Source organism: Blastococcus sp. CT_GayMR19, assembly GCF_004570385.1.
Taxonomy (GTDB): domain Bacteria; phylum Actinomycetota; class Actinomycetes; order Mycobacteriales; family Geodermatophilaceae; genus Blastococcus_B.
On sequence record NZ_SPQL01000003.1, the window covers coordinates 44,825 to 70,124 of the forward strand.

25 protein-coding genes are annotated in these 25,300 nt (G+C 74.5%); 19 read left to right on the forward strand and 6 right to left on the reverse strand.

Annotation, left to right across the window (positions count from 1 at the left end; genetic code table 11):
- Nucleotides 1–3: 3 nt before the first annotated feature.
- From E4P39_RS05290 to E4P39_RS22180, 4 genes are all read left to right on the forward strand, one after another.
- Nucleotides 4–1,908 (forward strand): ATP-binding cassette domain-containing protein, encoded by a 1,905-nt coding sequence (locus tag E4P39_RS05290; RefSeq protein WP_135135358.1) that lies wholly within the window; start codon nucleotides 4–6, stop codon nucleotides 1,906–1,908.
- On the forward strand, nucleotides 1,905–2,693 hold the full coding sequence (locus E4P39_RS05295) for an ABC transporter ATP-binding protein (protein WP_135135359.1): 789 nt from the start codon (nucleotides 1,905–1,907) through the stop codon (nucleotides 2,691–2,693). The genes E4P39_RS05290 and E4P39_RS05295 overlap by 4 nt, the downstream gene beginning before the upstream one ends.
- Before the next feature lie 88 nt (nucleotides 2,694–2,781).
- The gene (locus tag E4P39_RS05300) at nucleotides 2,782–3,651 is read left to right on the forward strand and encodes an alpha/beta hydrolase (RefSeq protein WP_135135360.1); all 870 of its coding nucleotides are present in this window, start codon (nucleotides 2,782–2,784) and stop codon (nucleotides 3,649–3,651) included.
- Between the two features lie 464 nt (nucleotides 3,652–4,115).
- Nucleotides 4,116–4,268 carry a hypothetical protein gene (locus tag E4P39_RS22180; RefSeq protein WP_167761619.1) on the forward strand — a complete coding sequence of 51 codons (153 nt, stop codon included), beginning with the start codon at nucleotides 4,116–4,118 and terminating at the stop codon, nucleotides 4,266–4,268.
- Nucleotides 4,269–4,312: 44 nt separating this feature from the next.
- On the opposite strand, the gene E4P39_RS05305 is transcribed toward E4P39_RS22180, so the two are convergent.
- Entirely contained in the window at nucleotides 4,313–4,699 is a 387-nt protein-coding gene (locus E4P39_RS05305; protein WP_135135361.1) for a YchJ family protein, read from the reverse strand.
- 140 nt (nucleotides 4,700–4,839) lie between these two features.
- On the opposite strand from E4P39_RS05305, the gene E4P39_RS05310 reads away from it, so the two are divergent.
- From E4P39_RS05310 to E4P39_RS05330, 5 genes are read left to right on the forward strand one after another with little or no spacing between them, the layout of a single operon-like run.
- Nucleotides 4,840–5,331, forward strand: a complete 492-nt coding sequence (locus E4P39_RS05310) for a (2Fe-2S)-binding protein (protein ID WP_245159651.1) — start codon at nucleotides 4,840–4,842, stop codon at nucleotides 5,329–5,331.
- Nucleotides 5,331–6,197, forward strand: a complete 867-nt coding sequence (locus tag E4P39_RS05315; RefSeq protein ID WP_135135362.1) for a xanthine dehydrogenase family protein subunit M — start codon at nucleotides 5,331–5,333, stop codon at nucleotides 6,195–6,197. Before E4P39_RS05310 ends, E4P39_RS05315 begins: the two co-directional genes overlap by 1 nt.
- Entirely contained in the window at nucleotides 6,194–8,368 is a 2,175-nt protein-coding gene (locus E4P39_RS05320; RefSeq protein ID WP_167761621.1) for a xanthine dehydrogenase family protein molybdopterin-binding subunit, read from the forward strand. Before E4P39_RS05315 ends, E4P39_RS05320 begins: the two co-directional genes overlap by 4 nt.
- A 55-nt stretch (nucleotides 8,369–8,423) precedes the next feature.
- A complete protein-coding gene (locus E4P39_RS05325; RefSeq protein ID WP_135135364.1) occupies nucleotides 8,424–9,689 on the forward strand; it encodes a cytochrome P450 in 1,266 nt (421 codons plus the stop codon).
- 14 nt (nucleotides 9,690–9,703) lie between these two features.
- Entirely contained in the window at nucleotides 9,704–9,898 is a 195-nt protein-coding gene (locus tag E4P39_RS05330) for a ferredoxin (protein ID WP_135135365.1), read from the forward strand.
- Nucleotides 9,899–9,934: 36 nt separating this feature from the next.
- Here the strand turns inward: E4P39_RS05330 and E4P39_RS05335 are convergent, their stop codons facing one another.
- Together E4P39_RS05335 and E4P39_RS05340 are read right to left on the reverse strand one after the other, a co-directional pair.
- Nucleotides 9,935–10,738 (reverse strand): class I SAM-dependent methyltransferase, encoded by an 804-nt coding sequence (locus E4P39_RS05335; RefSeq protein WP_135135366.1) that lies wholly within the window; start codon nucleotides 10,736–10,738, stop codon nucleotides 9,935–9,937.
- 32 nt (nucleotides 10,739–10,770) lie between these two features.
- Nucleotides 10,771–11,145, reverse strand: a complete 375-nt coding sequence (locus tag E4P39_RS05340; protein ID WP_135135367.1) for a VOC family protein — start codon at nucleotides 11,143–11,145, stop codon at nucleotides 10,771–10,773.
- 142 nt (nucleotides 11,146–11,287) lie between these two features.
- Between E4P39_RS05340 and E4P39_RS05345 the strand changes: the two genes are divergently transcribed.
- The gene (locus tag E4P39_RS05345) at nucleotides 11,288–12,316 is read left to right on the forward strand and encodes an LLM class flavin-dependent oxidoreductase (protein ID WP_135135368.1); all 1,029 of its coding nucleotides are present in this window, start codon (nucleotides 11,288–11,290) and stop codon (nucleotides 12,314–12,316) included.
- Nucleotides 12,317–12,392: 76 nt separating this feature from the next.
- Here E4P39_RS05345 and E4P39_RS05350 read toward each other — a convergent pair whose 3' ends face one another.
- The gene (locus tag E4P39_RS05350; RefSeq protein WP_209306358.1) at nucleotides 12,393–12,686 is read right to left on the reverse strand and encodes an antibiotic biosynthesis monooxygenase; all 294 of its coding nucleotides are present in this window, start codon (nucleotides 12,684–12,686) and stop codon (nucleotides 12,393–12,395) included.
- Between the two features lie 197 nt (nucleotides 12,687–12,883).
- On the opposite strand from E4P39_RS05350, the gene E4P39_RS22185 reads away from it, so the two are divergent.
- From E4P39_RS22185 to E4P39_RS05360, 3 genes are all read left to right on the forward strand, one after another.
- Complete coding sequence (locus E4P39_RS22185) at nucleotides 12,884–13,039, forward strand: hypothetical protein (RefSeq protein WP_167761623.1); 156 nt, start codon at nucleotides 12,884–12,886, stop codon at nucleotides 13,037–13,039.
- A gap of 37 nt (nucleotides 13,040–13,076) precedes the next feature.
- Nucleotides 13,077–13,712 carry an alpha/beta family hydrolase gene (locus E4P39_RS05355; RefSeq protein ID WP_245159652.1) on the forward strand — a complete coding sequence of 212 codons (636 nt, stop codon included), beginning with the start codon at nucleotides 13,077–13,079 and terminating at the stop codon, nucleotides 13,710–13,712.
- Between the two features lie 89 nt (nucleotides 13,713–13,801).
- On the forward strand, nucleotides 13,802–15,376 hold the full coding sequence (locus E4P39_RS05360) for a CYTH and CHAD domain-containing protein (RefSeq protein ID WP_135135369.1): 1,575 nt from the start codon (nucleotides 13,802–13,804) through the stop codon (nucleotides 15,374–15,376).
- 65 nt (nucleotides 15,377–15,441) lie between these two features.
- On the opposite strand, the gene E4P39_RS05365 is transcribed toward E4P39_RS05360, so the two are convergent.
- Both E4P39_RS05365 and E4P39_RS05370 read right to left on the reverse strand, forming a co-directional pair.
- Complete coding sequence (locus tag E4P39_RS05365; RefSeq protein ID WP_135135370.1) at nucleotides 15,442–15,951, reverse strand: hypothetical protein; 510 nt, start codon at nucleotides 15,949–15,951, stop codon at nucleotides 15,442–15,444.
- A gap of 131 nt (nucleotides 15,952–16,082) precedes the next feature.
- On the reverse strand, nucleotides 16,083–17,615 hold the full coding sequence (locus tag E4P39_RS05370) for an ATP-dependent DNA ligase (RefSeq protein WP_135135371.1): 1,533 nt from the start codon (nucleotides 17,613–17,615) through the stop codon (nucleotides 16,083–16,085).
- 83 nt (nucleotides 17,616–17,698) lie between these two features.
- Here E4P39_RS05370 and E4P39_RS05375 point away from each other — a divergent pair, with 83 nt between their 5' ends.
- The 6 genes from E4P39_RS05375 to E4P39_RS05400 all read left to right on the forward strand — a co-directional run bounded on the left by E4P39_RS05375 (nucleotide 17,699) and on the right by E4P39_RS05400 (nucleotide 25,280).
- Nucleotides 17,699–18,928 (forward strand): saccharopine dehydrogenase NADP-binding domain-containing protein, encoded by a 1,230-nt coding sequence (locus E4P39_RS05375; protein WP_135135372.1) that lies wholly within the window; start codon nucleotides 17,699–17,701, stop codon nucleotides 18,926–18,928.
- 67 nt (nucleotides 18,929–18,995) lie between these two features.
- Nucleotides 18,996–19,997 (forward strand): VOC family protein, encoded by a 1,002-nt coding sequence (locus E4P39_RS05380; RefSeq protein WP_135135373.1) that lies wholly within the window; start codon nucleotides 18,996–18,998, stop codon nucleotides 19,995–19,997.
- Nucleotides 19,994–20,779, forward strand: a complete 786-nt coding sequence (locus tag E4P39_RS05385) for an NAD(P)-dependent oxidoreductase (protein WP_135135374.1) — start codon at nucleotides 19,994–19,996, stop codon at nucleotides 20,777–20,779. Before E4P39_RS05380 ends, E4P39_RS05385 begins: the two co-directional genes overlap by 4 nt.
- Before the next feature lie 103 nt (nucleotides 20,780–20,882).
- Nucleotides 20,883–21,224, forward strand: a complete 342-nt coding sequence (locus E4P39_RS05390) for a hypothetical protein (protein WP_135135375.1) — start codon at nucleotides 20,883–20,885, stop codon at nucleotides 21,222–21,224.
- Nucleotides 21,225–21,258: 34 nt separating this feature from the next.
- Nucleotides 21,259–22,923, forward strand: a complete 1,665-nt coding sequence (locus tag E4P39_RS05395) for a bifunctional 3'-5' exonuclease/DNA polymerase (protein ID WP_135135376.1) — start codon at nucleotides 21,259–21,261, stop codon at nucleotides 22,921–22,923.
- A gap of 203 nt (nucleotides 22,924–23,126) precedes the next feature.
- A complete protein-coding gene (locus tag E4P39_RS05400; protein WP_135135377.1) occupies nucleotides 23,127–25,280 on the forward strand; it encodes an ATP-binding SpoIIE family protein phosphatase in 2,154 nt (717 codons plus the stop codon).
- Nucleotides 25,281–25,300: the final 20 nt, after the last annotated feature.

Below are 25,300 nucleotides of genomic sequence, written 5' to 3' on the forward strand. Positions count from 1 at the left end.
CCGATGGCCCGTCGACGACTTCTCCTGACCGGACCCTCCCGCCGCAGCCGGCGCGGCGACGTCGTGGGCATCGCCCTGCTGGCGGTCCTCCTGGTCGTCTTCCCCCTCGTCGCCACGCCCAGCGTCATCAACGTCGGCGTCTACGCGCTGATCTACGGCCTGGCCGCGCTCGGCCTGTCGCTCCTGATGGGTCTGGCCGGGCAGGTCAGCCTCGGGCAGGCCGGCTTCTTCGCCATCGGCGCCTACACCCAGGGGGTGCTGGTCACCCGCTACGACTTCGGCGGGCTGGCCGCGTCCGTGATCGCGGTCGCGGTGACCATGACGGCGGCGCTGCTGGTGGGCCTGCCCCTGCTGCGGCTGCGGGGGCACTACCTCGCGCTGGCCACCCTCGGCTTCGGCGTCATCGTGGCGGTGCTGGCGTCGGAGTCGGACTTCCTGGGCGCCACCTCCGGCATCTACGGCATCGCGAAGCCGGAGATGAACAACCGGCTCTACAACAGCTCGACCGAGTACTTCCTGCTGCTCGTCCCGGTGGTGCTGATCGGCCTCCTGCTGGCGCGCAACGTCGTGGAGAGCCGGATCGGCCGGGCGCTGGGGGCGGTCAACGACTCGGAGGTGGCCGCGGAGTCCCTCGGCGTGGACACCTTCCGGCTCCGGGTGCAGGTCTTCGTGCTCTCGGCGGCCTACGCCAGCGTCGCGGGCACGGCGTTCGCGCACTGGCTCGGGGTGGTCAACCCCAACGCGTCGAACTTCCCGCTCTCGGTGAAGTTCCTGCTGATGGCCGTCCTCGGCGGAGTGGGCACCGTCTACGGCGCGGTCGTCGGCGCCTTCGCCGTCGAGGGTCTGGACGACGGGCTGCGCCGGCTGATCCCGGAGCTCGTGCCGGGCGCGGTGGGGGAGGTGCAGCTGATCGGCTTCGGGATCCTCCTCACCGCCATCATGATCTTCCTGCCGGGTGGCCTGCACCAGCTCTGGACGACGGTCCGCCGGCGACTGGCCGCCCGCGCCGGGCCCGGCGACGGTCCTTCCGGCGCGGAGGCGAAGGCGCCGCCCGACGAGGGGCCGCTGCTGGCACGGGAGGGCAGGCCCGCCCCCGGCACTCCGCTGCTGGAGGTGCGCGGCCTCACCAAGCGATTCGGTGGGGTGACCGCCGTCGACGGCTTCGACCTCACCGTGGACGCAGGCGAGATCGTGGCCCTGATCGGCCCCAACGGCGCGGGCAAGACCACCGCCTTCAACATGATCAGCGGCCCCGTGGTCCCGACCGCGGGAACGGTGACGATGGCCGGCACCCGGGTGGAGGGCCGCAAGCCGCACGTCTTCGCCCGCGCCGGCGCGACCCGCACGTTCCAGAACCTGCAGATCTTCACCACCGCCACGGTGCTGGGCAACGTGATGGTCGGCCGGCACCTGCGCAGCACGTCCGGGCTGCTGGGCGCCGCCCTCGTGCTGCCGGCCCGGCGGGAGGAGCGGGCGGTCGAGGCCTCGGCGCGCGAGCTGCTCGAGCTCCTCGGACTCGGGGCGGACGCCGACCGGCTCGCCGTCGACCTGCCGTTCGGCCGGCAGCGGCTGGTCGAGATCGCCCGGGCGCTGGCCCTGGAACCCGACCTGCTGCTGCTCGACGAGCCGATGGCCGGCCTCTCGGGTGCCGAGCGGCGCGACCTGGCCCGGCTGCTGCGGCGGCTGCGGGCGGGCGGGATGGCCATCGTGCTGGTCGAGCACGACGTCGAGGCCGTCCTCGCCCTCGCCGACCGTGTGGCCGTGCTCGAGGACGGCGTCCGTATCGCGCTGGGCACGCCGGACGAGGTCCGGCACGATCCGGCCGTGGTGGCGGCCTACCTCGGCGTGGAGCCGGAGGACGCCGACGCCGTCGCGGTGGCCGACTCCGGACCGGCAGGTCTCCCGTGAGCCTCGAGGTCCGCGGGCTGCACGCCGGCTACGGCCGGCTGCCCGTGCTGCACGGCATCGACCTCGACGCTGCCGACGGCGAGCTGGTCGCGGTCATCGGCGCCAACGGCGCCGGCAAGACGACGCTGCTCCGCGCCCTGTCGGGACTGCTGACCGCCACCGCCGGCACCGTGCGGCTCGGCGACGCCGACGTGACCGGGCTCGGACCCGAGCGGCTGGCCCGCGCCGGGCTCGCCCACGTGCCGGAGAACCGGCTGGTCTTCCCGTCGCTGAGCGTCGACGACAACCTCGTGCTGGGCGGCTACACCCGGCGGCGGGGGCCTGCGGCCGAGCGCAGCCGGGCCCGGGACCGCGCGCTCGCCCTGTTCCCCCGGCTCGAGCCGCGGATGCGGCAGGCGGCGGGGACGCTGTCCGGGGGCGAGCAGCAGATGCTGGCGATCGCCCGCGGACTCATGGCCCAGCCGCGGGTGCTGGTGCTCGACGAGCCGAGCGTCGGTCTGGCCCCCCGTCTGGTCGGCGAGATCTTCAGTGCCCTGGGCCGGCTGCGGGACGGCGGACTGACCCTGGTGGTCGTCGAGCAGAACGCCCGCGCCGCGTTCGCCGTCGCCGACCGCGCCTACGTCATGGATCGCGGCCGGGTCGTCCTGGAGGGCGAGCCGGCGACGCTCATGTCCGACCCGCGGGTGACGGCGGGCTTCCTCGGGGGCGGTTTCGCCGCTGAGGTTCCCGCCCCGGGCCCGGCGGCACCACGGCCCTCCGCCCCGGGGGACGGGGGCCGCCGGTGAGTCCGACCGGGCGGGGCCCTGGCGACGTCGACGAGCGTCGCCGGGAGCCGGGGCGCCCGCCGACCGGCCCGGGGTCCATGCTTCCCCGGTGAGCACCAGACGCGTCCGCAGCGCCGACGGCACCGAGATCCGGGCGTGGTGCAACGACGGCACCGGCATCCCGGTGCTCCTCTGCAACGGGCTGGGCGCGCCTCCCGAGGCCTGGCCGGGGCTCGTCGCCCGGGACAGCGGCTACCGCGTCGTCACCTGGTCCCACCGCGGCCTGGGCGGCTCGGACCGCCCGGCCGACCCGGCCCGGGTGCGGGTCGAGGACCACGTAGACGACGCCCGCGCCGTCCTCGACGCGTTCGGACTGGAGACGGCCACGGTCGTCGGGTGGTCCCTGGGCGTGAACGTGGCATTCGAGCTGGCCCTCGAGGACGCAGCGCGCGTCGACGGGGTCCTGGCCGTGGGCGGCGTGCCCGGCGGCAGCTACTCGTCCCTGTTCGCGACCTACAGGGTTCCCCGCCCGCTCCGGGCCCGCCTGGGCCGCCTGGGCACCCGGCTGCTCCCGGTCGTCGGCCCGTTGCTCCCGGTGCTGCTGGCCAGCGTGCCGCCGTGGCACGAGATCCTGTCACCCGCCGCGACGCGGGGACCGGCGAGGGAGGCCGTGCACCCCGGCGCGCTGGGGGCGGTCCTGCGGGAGTTCGCCCGGCACGACTGGTCGTGGTACCGGCACCTGTCGGTCGCACTGGCGGAGCACGCTCCGCTCGACGTCTCGGGGGTGCGCTGCCCGGTCACCTTCCTGGCGGGTCGCTTCGATTCGCTGGTCGACGTCGCCGATGTGCGGAAGGCGGCCCTCAGCATCCCGGGGGCGCGGTTCCGCGAGATCCTCGGGACGCACTTCCTGCCCCTGCAGTACCCCGAGGTCATGATCGAGGAGATGACGCGGCTCTCCGGACGGAAGTCCGGGCACTGAGCGCCGGCGGTCCGCCGCTGTCCGTCCCGACGCGAGCCTGACGAACGGTCACCCCTGCCGCGTTCACCCGGTTCCCGATCGCGACCCGTTCGAAACTCTGTCGCACACGGCCGCCGCAATTATGGTCTCGCGTCCAAAAAGCGCTCTCAGGGGATTTCGGCTGTCGCCACAAGGGGAGCGCCCGCCATTCGGGTGACCGGCCTGCGGGTGCAGTCGGAGAACTGGGAAAACCCAGCCGCCGGGGCGCGTCGGCCGGTTCCGGCGCAGGACGGCGCGCTGTCGCCACGGTGACGAGGGTCCTCGGGGTCACGCGGATCGCAGTCGGAATGGAAGACGGACCATTGTCGGTGACCGCGGTCACGGTGAGCACTGTCACTACGCGGGCTGGCAGCGTTCCGGGTTGTCGCGGGTTATAACAAGTGTCGTAATGCGTCGAATCAGTCGGCGCAGGAAAGGTAAATCAAATGAGTTTCTCGCTGAGCTTCCGTCGCCAGGCCGCGGATGACAAGTCCGAGCAGGTCGCTGTGCCGGCCGACTCGCGCATGGACCGCTGGGCGCGTGCCCGCGGCGCCGCCCTCGTCGAGTCCGTCGTGGTGGCCACTCGCCGCAACGGATGACGTAGGGCAGGGCCGCCTGACAGGCCGTCCGGCGGGATCCGCGGTCAGGCCGGCGTGACCCCGTCGAGGTAGCGCCACCGGCCGCCGTCGCGTACGAACCGGCTGGTCTCGTGCTGGGCGCCGACGCGGCCCGCGACGACGTGGTGCGCGCGGAACTCCACTGTTCCTTCGCGATCCAGCAGCGATCCACCGGTGGTCGCTAGCACGTCCAGTCCGGTCCAGCGCACGTCGCGGCCGGGGTCCAGCGCCGCCGGACGGGTGTCCGGGTGCCAGGTGTCGAGCAGGTAGCCCGTGTCGCCCAGCGCGAACGCGCTGTACCGGGACCGCATGAGCTGCTCGGCGGTCGCCGCGGTCCGCGTCCCGTCGTGGAGCGGGCCGCAGCACTCGCCGTACGGCAGGCCGGTGCCACACGGGCATCGTCGGGTCGGCATCCACCGAGTGTTCCGTGGCGCCCGCGTCGTCCTCGAGCCGGTCCGCAGGAGCGCCGTGATGATCAGGCTTAGGCTCCGTGGACACACGACGGGCGGGGGCCGATCCTGCGCGGCGACGGAGGAATGGGCGTGAGGCGCTGGTGCCGGACAGCGGGAAGCGGATCACCTTCACCGTGAACGGGCTCGAGCGGGACGTCGTCACGGCGCCGGCCCGACCGATCCTGGACGTCCTGCGTGAAGACCTCGGGCTGACCGGCACCAAGGAGGGCTGCAGCGTCGGTGTCTGCGGCGCCTGCAGCGTCCTGATCGACGGCCAGCTCATGTCCGCCTGCCTGATCCCGGTCGGGGAGCTGGAGGGGCGCGCGGTCACCACCGTGGAGGGGCTGGCGGACGAGGACGGCCGGCTGTCGGCGGTCCAGCAGGCCTTCCTCACCTGCGGCGGCTTCCAGTGCGGCATCTGCACGCCGGGCCAGGTGGTCGCCGCCACGGCGCTGCTCGCCGAGTGCCCGGCACCCAGCCCCGAGCAGGTGCGCGACTGGATGATGGGCAACCTCTGCCGCTGCACCGGCTACTACTCGATCGTCTCGGCCGTCCTGGAAGCGGCAGCGGCCGGGCGCGAGGAACCGGCCTGATGCGCCTGTTCGACTACCACCGGCCCACGACGGTCGGGGAGACGTCCGCGCTGATGGCCGAGCTCGGCGACGAGGCGGCCCTGCTCGCCGGGGGCACGTCGCTGATGAACCTGGCGAAGCTCGGGCTCGCCGAGCCCGCGCACGTCATCGCACTGCGGGACGTCGACGAGCTCCACGGGCTCGACGGGGACCCGGTCCAGGGTCTGAGGCTCGGCGCCATGACCACGCTCCGGGCCGTCGAGACGTCGGAGTCCGTGCGCGCGCTGGCTCCCGGCCTGGCCGAGGCGGCGCACCACGTGGCCACGGTCCGGATCCGGAACCAGGCCACGGTGGGCGGCAACCTGGTGCACGCCGACCCCAACCAGGACCTGCCGCCCATGCTCATGGTCTACGACGCGGTTGCGCGGATCACCGGGCCGGACGGCGTGCGGACGGTGCCGGTCGCGGACATGTTCGTCGGCTTCTTCGAGTCCGTCCTGGAGCCGGACGAGATCCTGGACTCCGTCTCCGTCCCCCCGTGCGCTCCCGGCCTGCGCAGCGGCTATCTCAAGTTCCTGCCCCGCACCCAGGACGACTACTCGACGATCGCCGTCGCGGCCGGCCTCCAGGTGCGCGACGGTCGGATCACCCACGCCCGCATCGCCGTCGCCGGTGGTGGGTCGACCGCCGTGCGATGCCGCGCGGCCGAGACCGCTCTCGTCGGCAACGGGACGGACGACGCCACGCTGACCGCGGCGGCGGACATCGTCCCCGGGCTGCTCGATCCCGTCGCAGACGGACGCGGGTCGAGCGGATACAAGCGCGACATGGCCAGGGTCTGCACCCAGCGGCTCCTGCAGCGACTGGTAGCGGAGGGAGCGGCGTGACCGTCCAGTTGCCGTTCAGCCGGCCCGAGGTCCGCCACGAGGGCCACCTCAAGGTGACCGGTTCGGCGAAGTACACCGGTGACCACTACCCGCCCGGCCTGCTGCACGTCGCCTGCCTCAGCAGTCCGCACGCGCACGCACTGATCCGCGGTGTGGACACTTCTGGCGCGAGAGACCTGCCCGGGGTGCACGCCGTCCTCACCGGCGCCGACATCGGGGACGTCCGCTTCGGCCGGTTCCTGCGTGACCTCCCGGTGCTCGCCACCGACCGGGTCCGGTTCATCGGGCAGCGCGTCGCCGCCGTCGCGGCCGAGACGCGGGAGGCCGCCGAGGAGGCCGTCCGCCTGATCGACGTCGAGTACGAGGACATCCCGGCGGTGTACGACCCGCGCGAGGCGCTGACCGCCGATGCGCCGGTCCTCCACCCCGAGGCCGCCGGCTACCTCACCATGCGGGGCGATGGCCGGGAGCTGCCCGAGCACCTGAACCTGCAGGGCGACCTCGTCGCCGGCCGCTCCGAGGAGGAGATGGCGTCCGCGTTCGCCGCGGCCGACCGGGTGTTCGAGCACACCTTCCGCACCCCGCGGCAGCACCAGGGCTACATCGAGCCGCACGGCGCCGTCGTGTGGTTCGAGGGCGACACCTGCCACGTCATCTCGACGAACAAGGCGCCGTTCACCCTGCGGGCGCACCTGGCCACGGCCACCGGGCACCCGGCCGAGCAGATCGTCGTCTACAACCGGTTCATCGGGGGTGACTTCGGCGGCAAGGGCTTCTCCCTCGACGAGTTCGTCGCCTTCTACCTGGCCCGGGCCACCGGACGGCCGGTCCGTTCGGTGATGTCCTACGTCGAGGAGCTCAGCGGTGCCGGACCGCGCCACGCGGCGGAGCTCACGCTGCGCACCGCGGTGAGCAGCGACGGCATCTTCCTCGCCCATTCCGCGGACGTCGTCTTCGACGGGGGCGCCTACGCCGCCGGGAAGGCCGCGCCGGACCTCGTGCCGCACGGCGGTCTGGACACCATGTCCGCCTACTCCATCGCCGCGACCCGCCACCGGTTGCGGACGGTCTACACCAACTCCGTGCCCGGCGGGCACATGCGGGCGCCCGGCGAGGTCCAGGCCGTCTTCGCCGGTGAGACCCACGTCGACCTGATCGCCGGCGAGCTGGGGCTCGACCCGGTGGAGCTGCGGAGGCGGAACCTGCTCCGGCCGGGCTCTCCCGCGCCGGACGGGACCGGCGCGCAGTCCGCCGCGGGGGAGGTGCTGTCGCGGGCGGCCGAGGGGGTCGACTGGGCGACGCAGCCGACCCGAGGCCGGGGAACCGGGATCGCGGTCTACCGGCGCAAGGGCGGCGCCGGACGCGGCGGGGTCGTGCTCCGTGCACTGGCCCCCGACCGCTTCGAGATCGTCACCGGGGCGGCCGACCAGGGGGCCGGGACGGTCACGATGATCGCGCGGGTCGCCGCGACGGCACTGGGCGTCGACGAGTCGTGCGTCGAGGTGGTGCAGCAACCCACGGCCGTCGCCATGTTCGACCAGGGCGCCGGCGCCAGCCGGGTGACCCGGGTGCTCGGTGAGGCGGCGCGGCTGGCTGCGCTCGACATGCGCGACGTCCTGGCCGGCGACGTCCTGGCCGGCGCTGTCCCGGCCGGCGCTGTGCCGGCCTGTGCTGTGGAGTTCCCGGTGGAGGTGACCCGTGAAGCCGAGGCGCCACGCGGTGAGGCCAGCGACACCTTCGGTGCGGTCGCCGTGGAGGTCGAGGTCGACGAACTGACCGGGCAGATCACCGTCGTGCGGGCGGCTCTCGCGGCCGACACCGGAACGGTGATCAACCCGCTCTCGCATCGCGGGCAGCTGGAGGGCGGGTTCGCCTTCGGCCTCGGAGCGGCTCTCATGGAGGAGCTCCCGGTGGAGGACGGCCAGGTGCTGGCGGGCAGCCTGGGGGACTACAAGCTGCCCACGGCGCCGGACATGCCGCCCCTGACGGTGATCAACGTGGGGGACACGCCGGGCCCGGGGCCCTTCGGCGCCAAGCCGGTCGGTGAGTTCGGCAACCTCGGCGTCGCGCCGGCCATCGGCAACGCGGTGGCGCGTGCGGTCGGCGTCCGCCTGCAGCAGCTGCCGCTGCCGGCCGAAGCGGTGTGGGCCGGGCTCGCCGAACGGGCGTGACGTAAGGCACAATGGTCATACCTTTACCTCGGAGCGAGCACGAGGAGCACCGACCATGTCGCAGGACGCCATTCCGTTCGACGAGTACGAAGCGGTCCGCAAGGCTCTGTACCAGCCGGCGCTGTCACGGACGCTCGACAAGCGGTCGTTCGAGGAGGGCAACCCGCGGGCCGGGATCCTCAGCCTGCTGCACGGGAACGAGCACCGGGAGCGCCGCCGGCTGGAGAACGCGCTGTTCCGGCGGCAGTCGCTCCTCGAGTACGAGCAGGTGCTCTTCCCGAAGGCGCTCGCCGAGGTGCTGGACCGGGAGGCGACCGGCCGGGTCGACCTCTTCTCCCTCGCCGGTTCGGCGAGCGTGGTGCTCGCCGCGCGTCGGGCCGGCGTGGACCACGACGGCAGCCCCGAGCAGCTCGCCGACCTCTTCGAGCACGTGAAGCAGATCGCGCAGGCCGCGGCGATCCACGACATCGTCGGCGACCGGGACCGGGTGCAGGCCGAGACGATCGCCTCGCTCGCCGCGTTCGACCGGGACTACGTCACGCCGTCCCGCCGCCGGCGGGAGGCCCTGCTCGACGCCGCGGAAGCCGGGGGGACGGACGACGTGCCCACCGACCTGCTGACGGCGGCTCTCCGGCGCCTGCGCGAAGGTGACGACACGTTCGCCGACCACGCCCTGCTCGTGCGGGAGGTCGGTCTCTTCCTGCACGGCGGCAGCCACACCAGCGCGCAGACCGTCTGCAACGTCCTCTACTTCCTCTTCGGCCTCGACGGTGCCGGTCCCCGCACGGAGTGGCTCGACCGGGTGGCGGCGAGCCGGCTCGATGCCCAGAAGTGCGTGCACGAGACCCTGCGGCTGATCCCGACCACCCCGGAGATCAAGCGTTTCGCGGAGGAGGACGCCGAGGTGGGGGGCGTCCCCATCCCGTGCGGCGCCACGGTCGCGCTGGACGCCCGGGCGGCCAATCGGGACCCCGACCTCTTCGGGGCCGACCCCGACACCTTCGACCCCGACCGCTGGATCAGCGACGACGTCGTCCTCTGGGGCCATTCGTTCGGTGCCGGCCCGCACATCTGCATCGGGCGCAGCGTCGCGGGTGGGCTGCCGCTCAGCGGGGCGGCACTGCGGGACGGAGTCGGCGAGGAACACCTCTACGGGCTGATCGCGCTGATGGTCCAGGAGGTCGTCGCGCGCGGGGTGCGCCCCGACCCGGAGCAGGCTCCGGAGCGCGACCTCCGGACGTCGAGGGGCTCGCGGTGGCTGCGCTTCCCGGTCGTCTTCCCCGGGGCCGGCGCCGAACCGACGCGGGCAGGGATCCGCTGAGGGACGGGCGGACCGTGGCGACGGTCGACGCGAACCGGTGCGTGGGGTCGGGCGACTGCGCGACCGTGGCCCCCACGGCCTTCGAGGTCGACGAGGAGACCGGGCTGGCGCGCGTCCTCCCGGGCGGGGCCTCGACCGACCCGGCGCAGCTGCAGCGGGCGGCGCACAGCTGCCCCACCGGAGCGATCGCCCTGGCCGAGCTGTCCTGAGCCCGGTCCCCGTCCGGAGTGGGCGTCAGGGGCCGGTCAGCGCGGGGTGAGCCGGTAGGCGCTGGTCAGGTAGGACACGTCGAGCTCGTCGCGCCCCCGCGTGTCGGCATGGGTGGCGAGGAGCTCGCGCACCTGTCCCAGGTAGGCGTCGCGCCCGGCGTCGTCCAGGAGGGCGATCCGGCTGCTGCTGGCGACCCGGCCGACCACGGCCTCGGGCGGCACGCGGTGCACCCAGCGGACGGTGCGGATGGTCACCTCGGCGTCGAGCTGGGCGGCGAAGGCGTCGACCACGGCCTGGTTGCCCTCGGGGCGGTCGCCCTGCTGGTCCCGGGCGTCAGCGGCGAGCAGCTGATCGAGCGCCGCGGCCCAGGGGGCGCTGTCCTTCCGCATGTGCCAGACGAACCCCACCGCACCGCCGGGCCGCAGCACCCGGCGGAACTCCCGGGCCGCGGCCACGGGGTCGAACCAGTGCGCGGCCTGCGCGGCCACGACGGCGTCGACGTCGTCGTCCGGCAGCGGCAGGTCCTCGGCCCGCGCCACGAGCGTGGGGACGCCGGGCAGCCGGGCGGTGAGCTGGGCCAGCATGTCGGCCGACGGATCGGCGGCGACCACGTCGTGGCCCGCGGCGAGCAGGGATTCGCTGAGCTGTCCGGTGCCGGCCCCGAGGTCGAGAATGCGCCGGCGCACCGTGTGCCCGTGCTCGCCGCCGGCCAGGAAGGCCACGAGCTCGGACGGGTATCCCGGGCGCCAGGCGGCGTAGTCGGCGGCGACGGCCCCGAAGGACCGTCCGCGCTCGGACCGGGCAGCGGCCCATCGGGTGTTCGCCGCGTCGGAGGTCATGAGCGGCAGGCTACGCAGGCCGCCCGTGGGGCTCATCCGCCGTACGGGCGGGTGATGATCTCGAGCTTGTGCCCGTTCGGGTCGTTCCAGTAGACGCCCCGGCCGCCGTCGTTCGTGTTGATCTCGCCCGGGGACCGTTCGAAGGGATCGGCCCAGAAGTCCAGCCCGCGCGCACGGATGCGCCCGAAGATCTCGTCGAACTCCTCCTCGGTGACCAGGAACGCGTAGTGCCGCGGATGGATCTCGGGGTCGTCCAGGAAGTCCAGCGAGACGCCGTTGGCGAGTTCCACGATGGCGAACGGGCCGTAGGTCGTGGGTGCCGCCAGCCCGAGGACGTCGGCGAGGAAGGCGGCCGACGCCCGCTTGTCGCGGGCGGCGACGATGGTGTGGTTGAGCGAAACGGCCATCGGGGCTCCTGCCTGTGCCGGGGAACGCGTCCGTCGATCGAGCGAAGCACTGCGACAGCCTGACGGGAACGGCTTCTGCCGCGGCCTGGTTGACTGGTCGTTGAACGTTTGACAGTCAGTGAGCCCCCACGGAAGGACGGCCATGCACCTCGGCGTCGACAGTTTCGTCTCGGCCGTGACCGACCCCGCCACCGAGCGGCTCATCGGGCCGGAGGAGCGGATGGCCGACCTGCTCGAGGAGATCGAGCTCGCGGACCGGGTGGGGCTCTACTCCTTCGGCATCGGGGAGCACCACCGGGAGGAGTACTACGACTCGGCGCCGCCCGTGATCCTGGCGGCCGCGGCGGCGCGCACGTCCCGGATCCGCCTCGGCAGCGCGGTGGCCGTCCTCAGCGCCGCCGACCCGGTCCGGGTGTTCCAGCAGTTCGCCACCCTGGACCTCATCTCGAAGGGACGCATCGACCTGGTGGTCGGGCGCGGCTCGTTCACCGAGGCGTTCCCGCTGTTCGGTCTGAGCCTCGCCGACTACGACTCGCTGTTCGAGGAGAAGCTCGACCTGCTCCTGCGCATCCGGAGCTCCGAGCGCGTCACCTGGTCGGGGCGGCACCGGCCCGCGCTGACCGGTCAGGGCGTCTACCCGCGGCCGCTGCAGGACCCGTTGCCGATCTGGATCGGCGTCGGGGGGACGCCGGAGTCGTTCGCCCGGGCCGGGCTGCTCGGTCTGCCGCTCATGGTGGCGATCATCGGCGGGGAGCCGCGGCAGTTCGCCCCCCTGATCGACCTCTACCGCAGGGCCGGCGCGCAGGCGGGGCACCCGCCCGAGCAGCTGCGGGTGGGGCTGCACGTGTTCGGGTTCGTCGCGGAGAGCACCCAGGCGGCGTCCGACACGATCTACCCCGGCTGGCACGAGATGTTCACCAAGGTCTCGCGGGAGCGGGGATTCGCGCGGCCGACACGCGCCCAGTTCGACGCCACCAGCGGACCGGACGGCGCCTTCTTCATGGGCGACCCCGACACCGTGGCGCGGAAGCTGGTCCGGGTCTCCGAGCAACTCGGCGGCGTGGAGCGGGTCGCGCTGCAGATGACCAACCCGCGCCTGGCCCACGGCGATCTGCTCCGGGGCATCGAGCTGCTCGGCACCGAGGTCGCCCCGCAGGTGGCGGCGGTCTAACGCGTCGAGATCGGCTCCCCGGCGGCGTCCTCCGGCGGGGGGACCGCCGTACGCCGCATCCCGGCGTGCGGGCCGCTCAGGTGTCGGCGCGCGCGTCCGCGACGACCTCGAACCACTGCGTGCGGTTGGGCTCCGCCTCGAGCCGCTCCAGCGTCGCCCGCTGCTCGAGGAACGCGGGGTCGTCGTGCCACGCCGCCCAGTCCTCCCGGCTCCGCCAGGTGCCGACGATGGTCCGCGCGTCCGGCTCGTCCTCCGGGGTGAGCAGCTGGCCGGAGATCCAGCCGGGGCGGCCCCGCGCGGAGTCGAATCGCTCCCGCATCGCCGCGTCCCATTCCTGCGCGCCGACCGGTCGGAGCCTGGTCGTGGTCACCACCGTCATCATCGTCACTCCCGATGTCCGAATCGTTCCCCGAGCCAGTCTGCGCCTGCCCCCCGGGTTGATCATCGCCTTCTTGCCGCCCCCCACGGCGAGCCCGCGCGTGTCAGCGGCAACAACTCGATGATCACCGCCCACAGATGTGCGCCGGAAGAGCAGCATGGGGGAGTACGGCTACGAGGAGGGGCGCGATGAGCGAACAGCCGAACGTTCCGGTGCGGTCCGGCAGCGACGACGAGCCGCCGGGAACCCGACGAGAGCCCGACGCCGCACAGCACGGCGCGGTCCGCACCCAGGGGGAGACGGCCGTCGACGAGGCGATGGGAACCGGCGACAACGTCCACTGACCGGTCCGGGTCGCACGTGCACCCCGCGCACCGCCCGGTGCGCGTCGAGGCCTCCGGCGTCCTGCTGGCCGGTGATCTCGCCGTCCCGGCGGGCGCTCGAGGGATGGTCCTGTTCGCCCACGGGAGCGGCAGCGGCCGGCACAGTCCGCGCAACCGGCAGGTGGCGTCCGGGCTGCACGACGCCGGGTACGGGACGCTGCTGGTGGACCTGCTCACCGAGGCCGAGGAGCGGATCGACGCCGGAACCAGGGCGCTGCGGTTCGACATCGCGCTGCTCGCCGCCCGGCTCACCGACGCGGCCGACTGGCTCCGCGGGACGGAAGCGGCGGGCCACCTGCCGCTCGCCGCGTTCGGTGCCAGCGTCGGTGCGGCCGCCGCCCTGATCCTCGCTGCCGACCGTCCGGACCAGATCGCCGCGGTCATCTCGCGAAGTGGCCGTCCCGACCTGGCCGGCGACGCGCTGGGTCGCGTGGGGGCACCGACGTTGCTGATCGTGGGCGGAGCCGACGCCGCGGTGCTGGAGCTCAACCGCACCGCGGCCGCGCAGCTCGCCCCGCCCCACGCCGTCTCCGTCGTCCCCGGCGCGACGCACCTGTTCCCGGAGGAGGGCGCGCTCGAGCAGGTCGTCGTCGCCTCGGTCGACTGGCTCGCCCGCTGGCTCCCGGAGCGCTGAGTCCGGGCGCCTGCCGTCCTGGTGGACGCCGCTGCCGGGGCACGTGCGGAGGACATGCCGGTGGGTCCCCAGCGGCGTAGAACTGGCGGATGCCGACCGTTCATCGGGAAGTCGAGAAGAAGTACGCCGCCGACGACGGTTTCGAGCTGCCGCCGCTGCTGGAGCTGGCGGCCGCGACCGACGATCGTCGAGCCACAGCGGTCGCTCCGGTCGCCGAGGGCGAGCCGGTCCGGCACACGCTGAGCGCGACGTACTTCGACACCGCCGACCTGCGCCTGGCGAACGCCGGACTGACCCTGCGGCGGCGCACCGGTGGCGACGACGCCGGCTGGCACCTCAAGGTTCCTGCCGGCAAGGGCGCCCGGTCCGAGGTGCGGCTGCCGCTGGGTCGGGGGGCACGAACGGTGCCGGCGCCGCTGCGGCAGATGGTGTGGGCCCGCAGCCTGGGGGCCACCTTGCGGCCGGTCGCCGAGATCCTGACCGACCGGACGGTGCGGCGACTCGTCGACGTGACCGGCCACGTGCTCGCCGAGCTCGCCGACGACCGGGTCACGGCGCGCCGGCTGCTCCCCACCGACGGCCTGGGGGATGCCGCCGGGGCGACCACGTCGTGGCGGGAGATCGAGGTCGAGCTGGCCGCCGGCGACGAGGCACTCCTCGCGGCCGTCGACGCCCGGCTGCGCGAACGCGGTCTGGAGGAGGCCCCGTCCGCCTCGAAGCTGGCCCAGGTGCTCGACGTCCAGCGGCAGCAGGAGCCGGCCGGGGCCCGGAAGCTGACGGCGAAGTCGGCAGGAGGCGAGACGGTGCTCGCCCACGTGCGCGAGCAGGTGGAGCAGATCCGGACGCAGGACCTGCCGGTCCGCCTCGACGCCCCCGACGCCGTGCACAAGATGCGGGTCGCCACCCGCCGGCTCCGCAGCGCCCTCACGACGTTCAAGCCGCTGTTCGCCCCGGACGTCGCCCGCCCGCTGCGCAGCGAGCTGAAGTGGCTGGCCGGTGAGCTCGGGGCCGCGCGGGACGCGGAGGTCATGCGCGACCGGGTGAGCGCCGCCGTGCAGGCGGAGAGCGACGCCGCCGCCCTGGGCCCGGTCGCCGAGGTGGCGGCCGCCGAGCTGGACGGGGCCTACCGCGCCGCGCACGGCCGGGTGCTGGCCGAGCTGGACGGCGACCGGTACCACGATCTGCTCCTGGCCCTCGACGCGCTGCTCACCTCCCCGCCGCTGACCGAGCGGGCCGCCGTCGCCACGCGCAAGGTCCTGCCGGGACTGGTCGCACGGAGCTACGCACAGGTGCGCGACCTGGTGGAGGAGGCCGCCACGAAGCCGGCCGGGGTCGAGCGCGAGGAGCTGCTGCACGATGCCCGCAAGGCCGCCAAGCGGGCGCGGTACGCCGGGGAGTCGGTGAGCGTCGTCTTCGGCAAGGACGCCCTCGCGTTCGCCGAGGCGATGGAGGGCGTGCAGGAGGCGCTGGGGGAGTACCAGGACTCGGTCCTCACCCGCGAGCGTCTCCAGCAGCTCGCGCTGCACACCTCCAGCCCCGCCGCCGCCTTCCTCTACGGGCGGCTGCACGCGCTCGAGGAGGCGCATGCGGCGCTCTCTCAGGAGCACTTCGACACGGCGTGGAAGGCGGCGGGGCGCAAGTCGGTGCACCGCTGGCTCCGCTGACCCGGGGCACGCCTCCGGGCACGGGGCGGCGGGCCGGGACCAGGTCCCGGCCCGCCGGCCGGCGGTCACACCGCCGTGGCCAGGCTCCGGACGCCGGAGCTGACGCCGAGCGCGAGCCGACGGCTGACCCGCAAGCCCTGATCGGCGACCGAGTAGGCGGCCTCGATCAGGTCCTCGGGCCGCACCAGTGCCGTGGGCACGAGCGTGCGGACGACCATCGTGACGCTGCGGACGACGCCGGCGACCGCTTCCTCGCCGCTCCGCGTCGCCCGCTCGAGCTGTCGGCGGGCCTGCTCCTGCTCCTGCTCGCGCAGCTGCTCGAGCAGGTCCGCCCGGGCGACGGTGACCAGGGAACCGGCGCGCTCCCGGCGGTCGTCGTCGGTCGCGGAGTCCAGCGCCTGACGGGCGACCAGCTGACGGATCTCGTGCGTCAGCTCCTCCTGGGCACGGGCCAGCTCCTCGAGAGTGGTCCCCGAGCCCGGCCTCCCCGTGCCGGGGCCGGGCTGCTCGCCGTTCGCCGGCCGGGCCGGGGTTGTCGCGCTGGTGGAGTTGCTGGCCTTGGTGGGTGCGGTCATCGGGTCCTCCTGCGGGTCGGGCCATCCGTACCGGCCCAGCCTCTGCGCGGCACGTGAACCGCAGCGGGGCGTCGCGTGCCCGGAAGGAGGACGGCCGGGTAACACGCGCCGGAGCGCGGCCGGCCGAGGACTCACGAACCGGCGAGCAGCACCCGGACGGCATCGATCGTGTCGGCCTCGGCCGGGTTCTTGTCCGGCCGGTACCGCAACACCCGGGCGAACCGCAGGGCGAGGCCGCCGGGGTAGCGGGGGCTGCGCTGCGCGCCGTCCACGGCGATCTCCACGACCAGCTCCGGGCGCAGCAGCACTCCCCAGTCCGGCTGCTCCCGGGCGAGCTCCGGAAAGGTCCGCGTCTGCCAGTCCAGGAGCTGGTCGGTCATCCCCTTGAACGTCTTGCCCACCATCACCGGCTCGCCGCCGTCGGGGTCGCGGGCGCCCAGGTGGATGTTCGACAGCTTGCCGGAGCGCCGTCCGTACCCCCATTCCGCGCCGAGGACGACGAGGTCGAGGGTGTGCACGGGTTTGACCTTCTGCCAGGACTTCCCGCGGCGGCCCGCGGCGTAGGCGGCGTCGAGCGCCTTGACGACCACGCCCTCGTGCCCGGCCGTCAGCGCGTCGTCCAGCACCACGGCCGCCTGCTCGGGAGCGGGGGAGCGGACCCCGGGCATCCGGAGCGCGGCGTGCTCGTCGCCGGCCAGCAGCCCGGCGAGCGCGTCGAGGCGGACGGACAGGGGCTCGTCCAGGAGGTCGCGGCCGTCCAGGTGCAGCAGGTCGAAGAAGAACGGGCTGAGCAGGACGCCCTCCTCTGTCGCGTCGCTGCCGAAGCGGCTCATCGTGTCCTGGAACGCGCGCGGCCGGCCGTCGTCGTCCAGGGCGAGGGTCTCGCCGTCCAGGACGGCGGTCTCGCACGGCAGCGCCCGCACCCGGTCGACGAGCTCGGGCACCCCGTCGGTCACCTCACGCAGCGTGCGTGTCCACACGCGGACGACGTCGCCGTCGCGGTGGACCTGGATGCGGGCACCGTCGAGCTTGAACTCCACGGTCACGTCGGTGCCGAGGTCGGTGAGCGCGGCATCCAGTGAGGAGCCGGGGCTGGCGAGCATCGGCCGCACCGGGCGGCCGACCTCCAGGCGCACCCCATCGAGCGCCTCGACGCCACCGGTCAGCGCGAGGGCCGCCGTCTCCGGGAGGCGCCCGGAGAGCATGAACGCGCGGCGGACGTTCGCGGCGGGCACCTCGGCGGCCGTGGCGACCGCCTCCAGGACGACGCCCTCGAGCGCACCCTGGCGGAGCTCGCCGGTGAGCAGCCGGACGAGGAACTGCTGCTCGTCGGCGGTCGTGGCCGACAGCAGGCCGGTGACGGCCGCGTCGCGCCGGGCCGCCGAGCCGGGCCCGGTGGTGGCGGCCAGCTCGGTCAGGGCCCGGTCGACGGCGGCCACGGTCAGCGACGGAGCGTCCGCGGGCCGGCCCGCCAGGCGGGACAGACTGCGCCAGCCGACGCCGATCCGGCCCTGGCGCACCTCGCCCGCGAGCCACGCGGTGACCGGGCCGACCTCGTCCGCGCCCGCGCGCCGCAGCAGCTCCGCGATCGCCGTGGCCTTCGCCGTGCGTGATCTCGTGGCGGCGACCGCGGCGGAGGCGGTGACGACGTCGGCGAGCAGCACCGGGCCATGGTGTCAGCCGCCGGGGACGGCCGGCGCCGGCACCGGCGGAGGGCTCGTCGGGGACGGCAGGCGAGGATGGCCGCATGGCAGCGAGCCCACGCACCCACGACCTCGTCGTCTTCGGGGCGACCGGCTTCGTCGGGCGGCTGCTGGCCGCGTACCTGGCCGAGCACGCCCCACCCGACCTCCGGATCGCCCTCGCCGGACGCTCCCGGACGCGCTGCGAGGAGGTGCGCAGCGGGCTGCCGGCGGCCGCCCGGGACTGGGCGGTGCTCGAGGCCGACGCGTCCGACCCGGCCTCGATGGCCGCGCTGGCGGCGCGGACCAGCGTCGTGGTCACCACGGTCGGTCCCTACGCGCGGTACGGCCTGCCGCTGGTCGAGGCGTGCGCAGCGGCCGGCACGCACTACGCCGACCTCACCGGGGAGGTCCTGTTCGTCCGCGACGCGATCGCGCGCACCGACGCCGTCGCGCGCGCCACCGGGGCCCGCATCGTCCATGCCTGCGGCTACGACTCCATCCCCTCGGATCTCAGCACCATGCTGCTCGCTGCCCGGGCGGCGGCCGACGGCGCGGGCGGGCTGGGCGACGTCCGTCTCGTGGCCTTGCTGCGCGGGGGCTTCAGCGGCGGCACGATCGACTCGATGCGTGCCCAGCTGGAGGCGCTGCAGGAGGACCCGTCGCTGCGCCGCGTCGCGGGGGACCCGTTCGCGCTGAGCCCGGACCGCGACGCCGAGCCCGACACCCGGCAGCCGCGTGACGCAGGCCCGCCGGCGCAGACGCCGGACGGGCGGTGGACGGCGCCGTTCGTGATGGCGCCCTTCAACACCCGCATCGTCCGGCGGAGCAACGCCCTGCAGGGGTGGGCCTACGGTCGGGGCCTGAGCTACGGCGAGGTCATGGGAGTCGGCCGCGGCCCGCTCGGTGCGCTCACCGCGGCGGGGGTCACCGCCGGACTGGTCGGGACACTGGCCGCCATGAGCTTCGCGCCGACCCGCGCACTGCTCGACCGCGTGCTCCCCGCGCCGGGCAGCGGTCCGAGCGAGGAGGTCCGCCAGAAGGGCTGGTTCCGGATGGTCGTCGACGCCACCACCGAGGACGGCCGGCGCTACCGCGCGACCGCCGCCGGCGAGGGGGACCCCGGGTACGCCGCGACCGCCGTCATGCTGGGGGAGAGCGCGCTGGCGCTGGCCGTGGACGGCGACCGGCTGCCCGACCGCGCCGGCTCGCTCACCCCGGCGACGGCGCTGGGCGACGTCCTGGTCGAGCGGCTCCGGGCCGCCGGGCACCGCTACGAGGTCGTCGCGGTCTGACCTGGCGTCCCGCGGCGGCGAGCCGAGCCGCCCACCCATCCGGCCACCGACGACTGGAGATCCCGCTGTGCCTCCGCTGCACGACATCGCCCATCTCGCCCACGTCGAGCTCCGCACCCCCGTGCTCGAGCGGAGCGTCGACTTCTTCACCCGGTACCTCGGGCTGACCGAGACCGGCACGGCCGGGGACTCGGTCTTCCTCCGCGCCTGGGACGACTACGAGACCACCACGGTCACGCTCACCGGCCACCGCACGTCCGGGATCGGCCGGACCCACGTCCGGGCCAGCAGCCCCGAGGCGCTGGAACGCCGGGTCACGGAGATCGAGGCGACCGGCCGGGGAACGGGCTGGGTGGACGGCGACCCCGGGTACGGCCCGACCTACCTGTTCACCGACCCCGACGGGCACGAGTTCGGCATCTACTACGAGAGCGAGTGGTACCGCCCGCCGGCCGGGTTGACGCCGGCGTTGAAGAACCAGGCGCAGGCCTTTCCCTCGCACGGGGTCGCGGTGCGCCGGCTGGACCACATCAACTGGCTCGGGGTCGAGCCGGTCGTCAACCGCGACTTCCTGCGCGACACCCTCGGTGCCATGGTCACCGAGCAGATCGTGCTGGACGACGGGACCATCACAGGCAGCTGGACCACGTTCACCAACAAGGGATACGACGCCGTGTACACCCGTGACTCGACCGGCACCCCCGGCCGGCTGCACCACATCGCCTTCGCCGTCGACACCCGGGAGAGCATCCTGCGGGCCGCGGATCTCGCCCTGGAACAGGGTGTCCACATCGAGACCGGTCCGCACAAGCACGCCATCCAGCAGACGTTCCTCCTCTACGTCTACGAGCCCGGCGGCAATCGGATCGAGCTGTGCAACGCCGGCGCCCGCCTGGTGCTGGCGCCCGACTGGCAGCCGGTGAACTGGACGCAGGCGGAGCGGGCGAGGGGACAGGCCTGGGGTCTGAAGACCATCGAGTCCTTCCACACCCACGGCACACCGCCCGTCGCCGCGCCGGAGCCGGTGTCGGTGTCGGTCGAGAGCGTCCCCTCGGCAGGCGACGCGTGAGCGCGCCGGTCGTCGCCGTCCTCGGTCTGGGGGAGGCCGGCTCGGAGATCGCGCGCGACCTCGTCGCGGCCGGTGCCGACGTCCGCGGGTACGACCCGAAGGCGATCACGGTCGAGGGCGTGCAGCCGCGGGGCAGCGAGGCCGAGGCGGTCGCCGATGCCGACCTGGTCCTCAGCGTGAACAGCTCGCACGACGCCGTCCCGGCCCTGCAGAACGCGCTGCCGGCGCTGCGCCCCGGCACGGTCTGGGCCGACCTGAACACCGCTGCCCCGTCGACCAAGGTGGCGCTGGCCGAGCAGGCGGGGACGCGCGGGGTCCCGGTCGTCGACGTCGCGCTGATGGCCGTGGTCCCCGGCAACGGGCTGCGCACCCCCATGCTCGTCTCCGGGGAGGCCGCCGACCGCTACGCGCACTGGCTCACCGGTCTCGGTGCCGAGGTCAGCGTGCAGCCGGGGCCGGCCGGCACGGCGATCTCCCGCAAGCTGCTGCGGAGCGTGTTCTACAAGGGCATGGCGGCAGCGGTGGTGGAGGCACTCGCCGGCGCGGAGGCGGCAGGCTGCGCCGACTGGCTGCGGGACAACATCGGCAGCGAGCTCGCGGCCCTCGACGCCACGGCCGTCGACCGGCTGGTGGACGGAACGCACAAGCACGCGCGGCGGCGGGCCGACGAGATGACGGCGGCCACGGAGCAGCTCGAGGACCTCGGCGTCCCCGCGCGCATCGCTCCGGCGGCGCGGGATCTCCTGATCCAGCTACGGGACGCCGGGCCGGCGCCGCTCTGACGCTCGGCGCCGGGGCGCCCGACGAGGACGGGCGGCGTACGGGTGGAGCCGTCCGCTACCGCGTCGGGCGCCGCGGATGCCGGCCGGCGATAGTCTGGGCGGGATGCCGAATCCCGAACCGCCCGTGACCGACGCCCACCCCGATCGGGCGGACGAGGGGGCCGAGGCGGACTCGCCCGCCGCGCCCACGATCCCGTCGTTCGACTCGTTGCGTGCGCCCCGTCGCCGTACGGCGGTCGACGTGCTGATGCCGGGGTCGTCGCCGGAGCCGTTCGCTCCCGCCGCTCGCGCGCCGGTGCCCCGGCCCGCGGAGTACGCCGACCTGCTGCGACTGGGGGTCCACGTGGCGCGGGCCGTGGCGGGCGTTCCGCTGCGGGTGGCGGGGTGGGCGGTCCGGGAACCGGCGAACTGCCTGCGGCGGCTGCTCGGCCGGCAGGTCGGCTGATCTTCCTGTCGGCGGTCGGCGCGAGACTGCGCCGGTGAACCGGATCGTGCTCGCGCGCCGCGGCGAGGCCGCCGTCGAGGCACGGGAGTGCACCGACGACGGCTCCACCGTGGGGGTCGACCGGCTTCCCGCCGTCGACCTGCCGGACTTCGTGCGGGAGCACGAGCGCACGCCCGTCCGCTGGGTGTGGGACGACACGACCCGGTGGTACCCGGCGCTGCTGGCAGCCGGCGTCCGCGTCGAGCGGTGCCATGACCTGCGGCTCGCCCACGCGCTGCTCCGGCGGTCGCCGTTCGTCGACCAGGCCCTGCTCACCGCGGGGGAGACCGGGGGATGGGACGGCCTGCAACCGGTCACCGCCGCCGACCCGGCCCTGTTCCCCCTCGACGACCCTGCCGACCGCCTCGATCCCTTCGCCGAGCACGAACGCCACCAGGTTGCGCTGGCCGCCGCTGCGGAGCGGGGACGCCTCGGTCTGCTGCTCGCCGCCGAGTCCTCCGGCGCGCTGGTCGCCGCCGAGATGACCCATGCCGGGCTGCCGTGGCGGGCCGACGTGCACGAACGCCTCCTGACCGAGCTGCTGGGCCCCCGCCCCGCGCCCGGCATGCGGCCGGCGACGCTCGAGCGACTGCTGGTCGCGATCCGCGCGGCCTTCCACGACCCCGGGCTGAATCCCGACTCACCCGGCGGGTTGCTGCGTGCCCTGCGGGCCGCGGGACTGCCCGTGAGCGACACCCGCTCCTGGACGCTCGAGCAGCTCGACCATCCCGCGGTCCCGGCCTTGCTGGAGTACAAGAAGCTGTCGCGGCTCCTCCAGGCCAACGGCTGGAACTGGCTGGACAGCTGGGTCCGCGACGGGCGGTTCCGTCCCTACTTCCTGCCCGGCGGTGTGGTGACGGGACGGTGGGCCTCCACCGGCGGCGGCGCCCTCTCGGTTCCCACGCAGGTGCGCCCGGCGGCGGTCGCCGACGACGGCTGGCGGTTCGTGGTCGCGGACGTCGCTCAGCTCGAACCGCGGGTGCTCGCCGGCATGAGCGGGGACGCGGAGATGGCCCAGGCGGCGCGGTCGGCCGACCTGTACCAGGGCATGGTCGCCAGCGGTGCCGTGGCGAGCCGGGCGGACGCCAAGGTCGGGATGCTCGGGGCGATGTACGGCGCTACCCGCGGCGAGAGCGGGCGCCTGATGCCCGGCCTGACCCGCCGGTACCCGCGGGCGATCGGCCTGGTGGAGGCGGCCGCCCGCGCGGGGGAGCGGGGTGAGATCGTGCACACCCTGCTCGGCCGGGGGTCGCCGGTGCCCACCGGCGCGTGGGCGGAGCGCCCGGTCGAGCTGGGTGGGCCGGGCGACGCGGGGGAGTCGTCCGCAGAGGACCGGGACCGCGCCCGTCGCTCCTGGGGGCGGTTCACCCGCAACTTCGTCGTCCAGGGTACCGGCGCCGAGTGGGCGCTGTGCTGGCTGGCCGACCTGCGCAACCGGCTGTGGCGCCTCGGAGGTCCGGGCACGGGAAACGGGCGCCCCCACCTGGTGTTCTTCCTGCACGACGAGGTCGTCGTCCACACGCCCGAGGAGCTGGCCGGGGCCGTCGTCGAGGAGGTCCGCCGCGCGGCGGCCGCAGCGGGCCGGCTGCTCTTCGGCGCGTTCCCCATCGACTTCCCGCTGGACGTCGCCGTCGTCCGGTCCTGGGCCGACGCGGACTGAATCCGGTCCGGCTTTCCCGACGTTTCGTCGCGGACACCCCGAAGCTGTGTTCGGAGGGCGACACTGGGTAGCGTGCGGAGGGGACGCCTCCCAGATCGGCATCCCGCGCGACCGGCGCAGCGGGGGCGTCCCTGATCCGTCGTCGGAAAACCATCCATGTGCCCGGGCGTCCGCCGGCCGGCACCGCTGCCGGAAGAAGGCTCATGATCGAGGCGCCCTGGAGGCACCGACCGCGGCCGGGAGCGGCCGCCCCGGCGGAGCCGATCCTGAGCGGCGCACCGACCACGCTCGCCGAGCTCCGTGCCCTCCGGCTGCAGCTGCGCACGGCCCTCAGCGACGGCGGCCGACCGCCCGGTGCCACAGACGACGACCTGGACCGGCTGCTGCTCGCGTTCGAGGAGCTCGCGAGCAACGGGCTGCGGCACGGCGGGGCTCCGGTCGAGGTGGCGGTGACCGCGGTCGGGTCCGCCTGGGTCGTGGAGGTCAGCGACGCCTCCGGCGACATCCCGCCGGTTCCGGCGGTCGGCCGGGATGCGGCCCTCGGCGGACTCGGCCTCTACCTCGTGGCGCAGCTCTCCGGGGCGCACGGCTGGACCGCCGAGGACGACGGGCGCAAGGTCGTGTGGGCGCGGGTGGACTTCACCGGCGAGGCCGCTCCGCCCCCTGTCCCGGCCCCGCCCGCGCAGGCGGGGGAGGTGGTCCGGCCGCCGGTGGTGGTCGTGAGGTCCGGCCCTGCCCCAGCGGGCACGAGCGCCCAGGGTCGGTCGGCCAGGTCCGGGAAGGAGAAGCCCCGCCGCGCCCGCCGGTTCCGGACCGCACCCCGCCGGCTCGGCGTGCTCGTCGCCGCCGTCGTCCTGGTCATCACCCTGGCCCTGGCGTGGGTGGCGTCCGCCGTCAACGCGAACAACAACGAGAAGCTGCTGTCGCAGCAGGTCGCCCAGGGCGCGACCCTGCTCGCCACCCAGGTCGCGGTGATCCAGACGCAGATGGTCGACACCGGGCACGTCGCCGACGCGACCGACGGCAGGCCGCAGCCGTTCCTGAACTTCGCGGCCGCGACCGTCCTCTCGCCGGAGATGTCGCTGTCGCTGTGGCGCGTCACCGGGGAGCGGGCAGAGCGGCTGGCCCTGCACGGTCCCGATCCGCAGCTGCCGGACGGCGGAGCCGACGCGTTCTTCCCGGGGCTGGAGCCGACCGGGCAGCTGGCCGTCGCCGGCGTACTGCAGGGTGAGCAGCCCCGGCTGGCGTACGCCCTGATGCCGGCCGTCGAGAGCGGCGGCCTCGTGGTTTACGCCGAGGTGCCGCTGAACCGCCGCGTCTCCGTCGAGGCGGGCCAGGCCTACGGCGGTCTGGACCTCGCGGTGTACCTGGGGGACGAGCCCGTCGACGACCAGCTGATCCAGGCGACGGCCCCGACGCCGATCGGCGGGGACACGGCCACCACGCAGGTGCCGTTCGGCGACAGCACGTTCACCGTGGTCGCCGCGTCCCGCACCGGCCTGACCGGCCCCCTGTCCGCGGCCCTGCCCTGGATCGTGCTGGGCGGCGGAACCGTGCTGGCGCTCGCCGGCGGCGCGACGGCCGGCAGCCTCTCCCGGCGCCGGGCCGTCGCCGAGCGACTGGCCGCCGACAACGAGGAGCTCTACCGGCAGCAGCGGGGCATCGCCGGCACCTTGCAGCACGCCCTGCTGCCCGAGGTGCCGCAGCTGGACGGGGTGGAGGTCGCGGCCCGCTACGTCGCCGGTGTCGACGAGCTGGAGGTCGGCGGCGACTGGTACGACGTCATCCCGGGTCCGTCGGGACGCTCGGTGTTCGTCGTCGGCGACGTCTCCGGCCAGGGTCTGGCCGCCGCGACCACGATGGCGTCGCTCCGCTTCGCCGTCCGCGCCTACGTGGCCCAGGGCGACGACATCGCGACGGTCCTGACGAGGTTGCGCGGCCTGCTCGACGTCGGCGTCGACCACCAGTTCGCCACCGTGCTGCTGGGTGAGCTCGATGCGGCGGCCGGGCTGATCCGGGTCGTCACCGCGGGGCACTTCGGGCCGCTGGTGATCAGCGGCGGCCGCGCGGAGTTCCTCGACAGTCCGGTCGCTCCGCCGGTCGGGCTGGCGGCGTCCGTGCCGCCGGTGGTGGCCGAGGCGCGGGTGTCGGGCCCGGCGACGCTGCTGGCGTTCACCGACGGCGCGGTCGAGCGACGCGGCGAGGTCATCGACACCGGGCTGGAGCGGCTGCGGTCGACGGCCACCGCCGCGGACGCGCAGCCGCTGTCGACCGTCCTGGACCGGCTGATGCACATGCCGGACGTCGACGGCGGACGGGACGACACGGTGATCCTGGGGATGCGCTGGACGACATGAGTGCGCAGTCGGCGGTGGGC

What these genes read in the sequence shown, in the direction of transcription:
- E4P39_RS05290 (WP_135135358.1), top strand. Translation starts at nt 4, where the DNA reads ATGGCCCGTCGACGACTTCTCCTGACCGGACCCTCCCGCCGCAGCCGG.
- E4P39_RS22180 (WP_167761619.1), top strand. Translation starts at nt 4,116, where the DNA reads ATGAGTTTCTCGCTGAGCTTCCGTCGCCAGGCCGCGGATGACAAGTCC.
- E4P39_RS05305 (WP_135135361.1), bottom strand. Translation starts at nt 4,699, where the DNA reads ATGCCGACCCGACGATGCCCGTGTGGCACCGGCCTGCCGTACGGCGAG.
- E4P39_RS05315 (WP_135135362.1), top strand. Translation starts at nt 5,331, where the DNA reads ATGCGCCTGTTCGACTACCACCGGCCCACGACGGTCGGGGAGACGTCC.
- E4P39_RS05325 (WP_135135364.1), top strand. Translation starts at nt 8,424, where the DNA reads ATGTCGCAGGACGCCATTCCGTTCGACGAGTACGAAGCGGTCCGCAAG.
- E4P39_RS05335 (WP_135135366.1), bottom strand. Translation starts at nt 10,738, where the DNA reads ATGACCTCCGACGCGGCGAACACCCGATGGGCCGCTGCCCGGTCCGAG.
- E4P39_RS05340 (WP_135135367.1), bottom strand. Translation starts at nt 11,145, where the DNA reads ATGGCCGTTTCGCTCAACCACACCATCGTCGCCGCCCGCGACAAGCGG.
- E4P39_RS05345 (WP_135135368.1), top strand. Translation starts at nt 11,288, where the DNA reads ATGCACCTCGGCGTCGACAGTTTCGTCTCGGCCGTGACCGACCCCGCC.
- E4P39_RS22185 (WP_167761623.1), top strand. Translation starts at nt 12,884, where the DNA reads ATGAGCGAACAGCCGAACGTTCCGGTGCGGTCCGGCAGCGACGACGAG.
- E4P39_RS05360 (WP_135135369.1), top strand. Translation starts at nt 13,802, where the DNA reads ATGCCGACCGTTCATCGGGAAGTCGAGAAGAAGTACGCCGCCGACGAC.
- E4P39_RS05365 (WP_135135370.1), bottom strand. Translation starts at nt 15,951, where the DNA reads ATGACCGCACCCACCAAGGCCAGCAACTCCACCAGCGCGACAACCCCG.
- E4P39_RS05375 (WP_135135372.1), top strand. Translation starts at nt 17,699, where the DNA reads ATGGCAGCGAGCCCACGCACCCACGACCTCGTCGTCTTCGGGGCGACC.
- E4P39_RS05390 (WP_135135375.1), top strand. Translation starts at nt 20,883, where the DNA reads ATGCCGAATCCCGAACCGCCCGTGACCGACGCCCACCCCGATCGGGCG.
- E4P39_RS05400 (WP_135135377.1), top strand. Translation starts at nt 23,127, where the DNA reads ATGATCGAGGCGCCCTGGAGGCACCGACCGCGGCCGGGAGCGGCCGCC.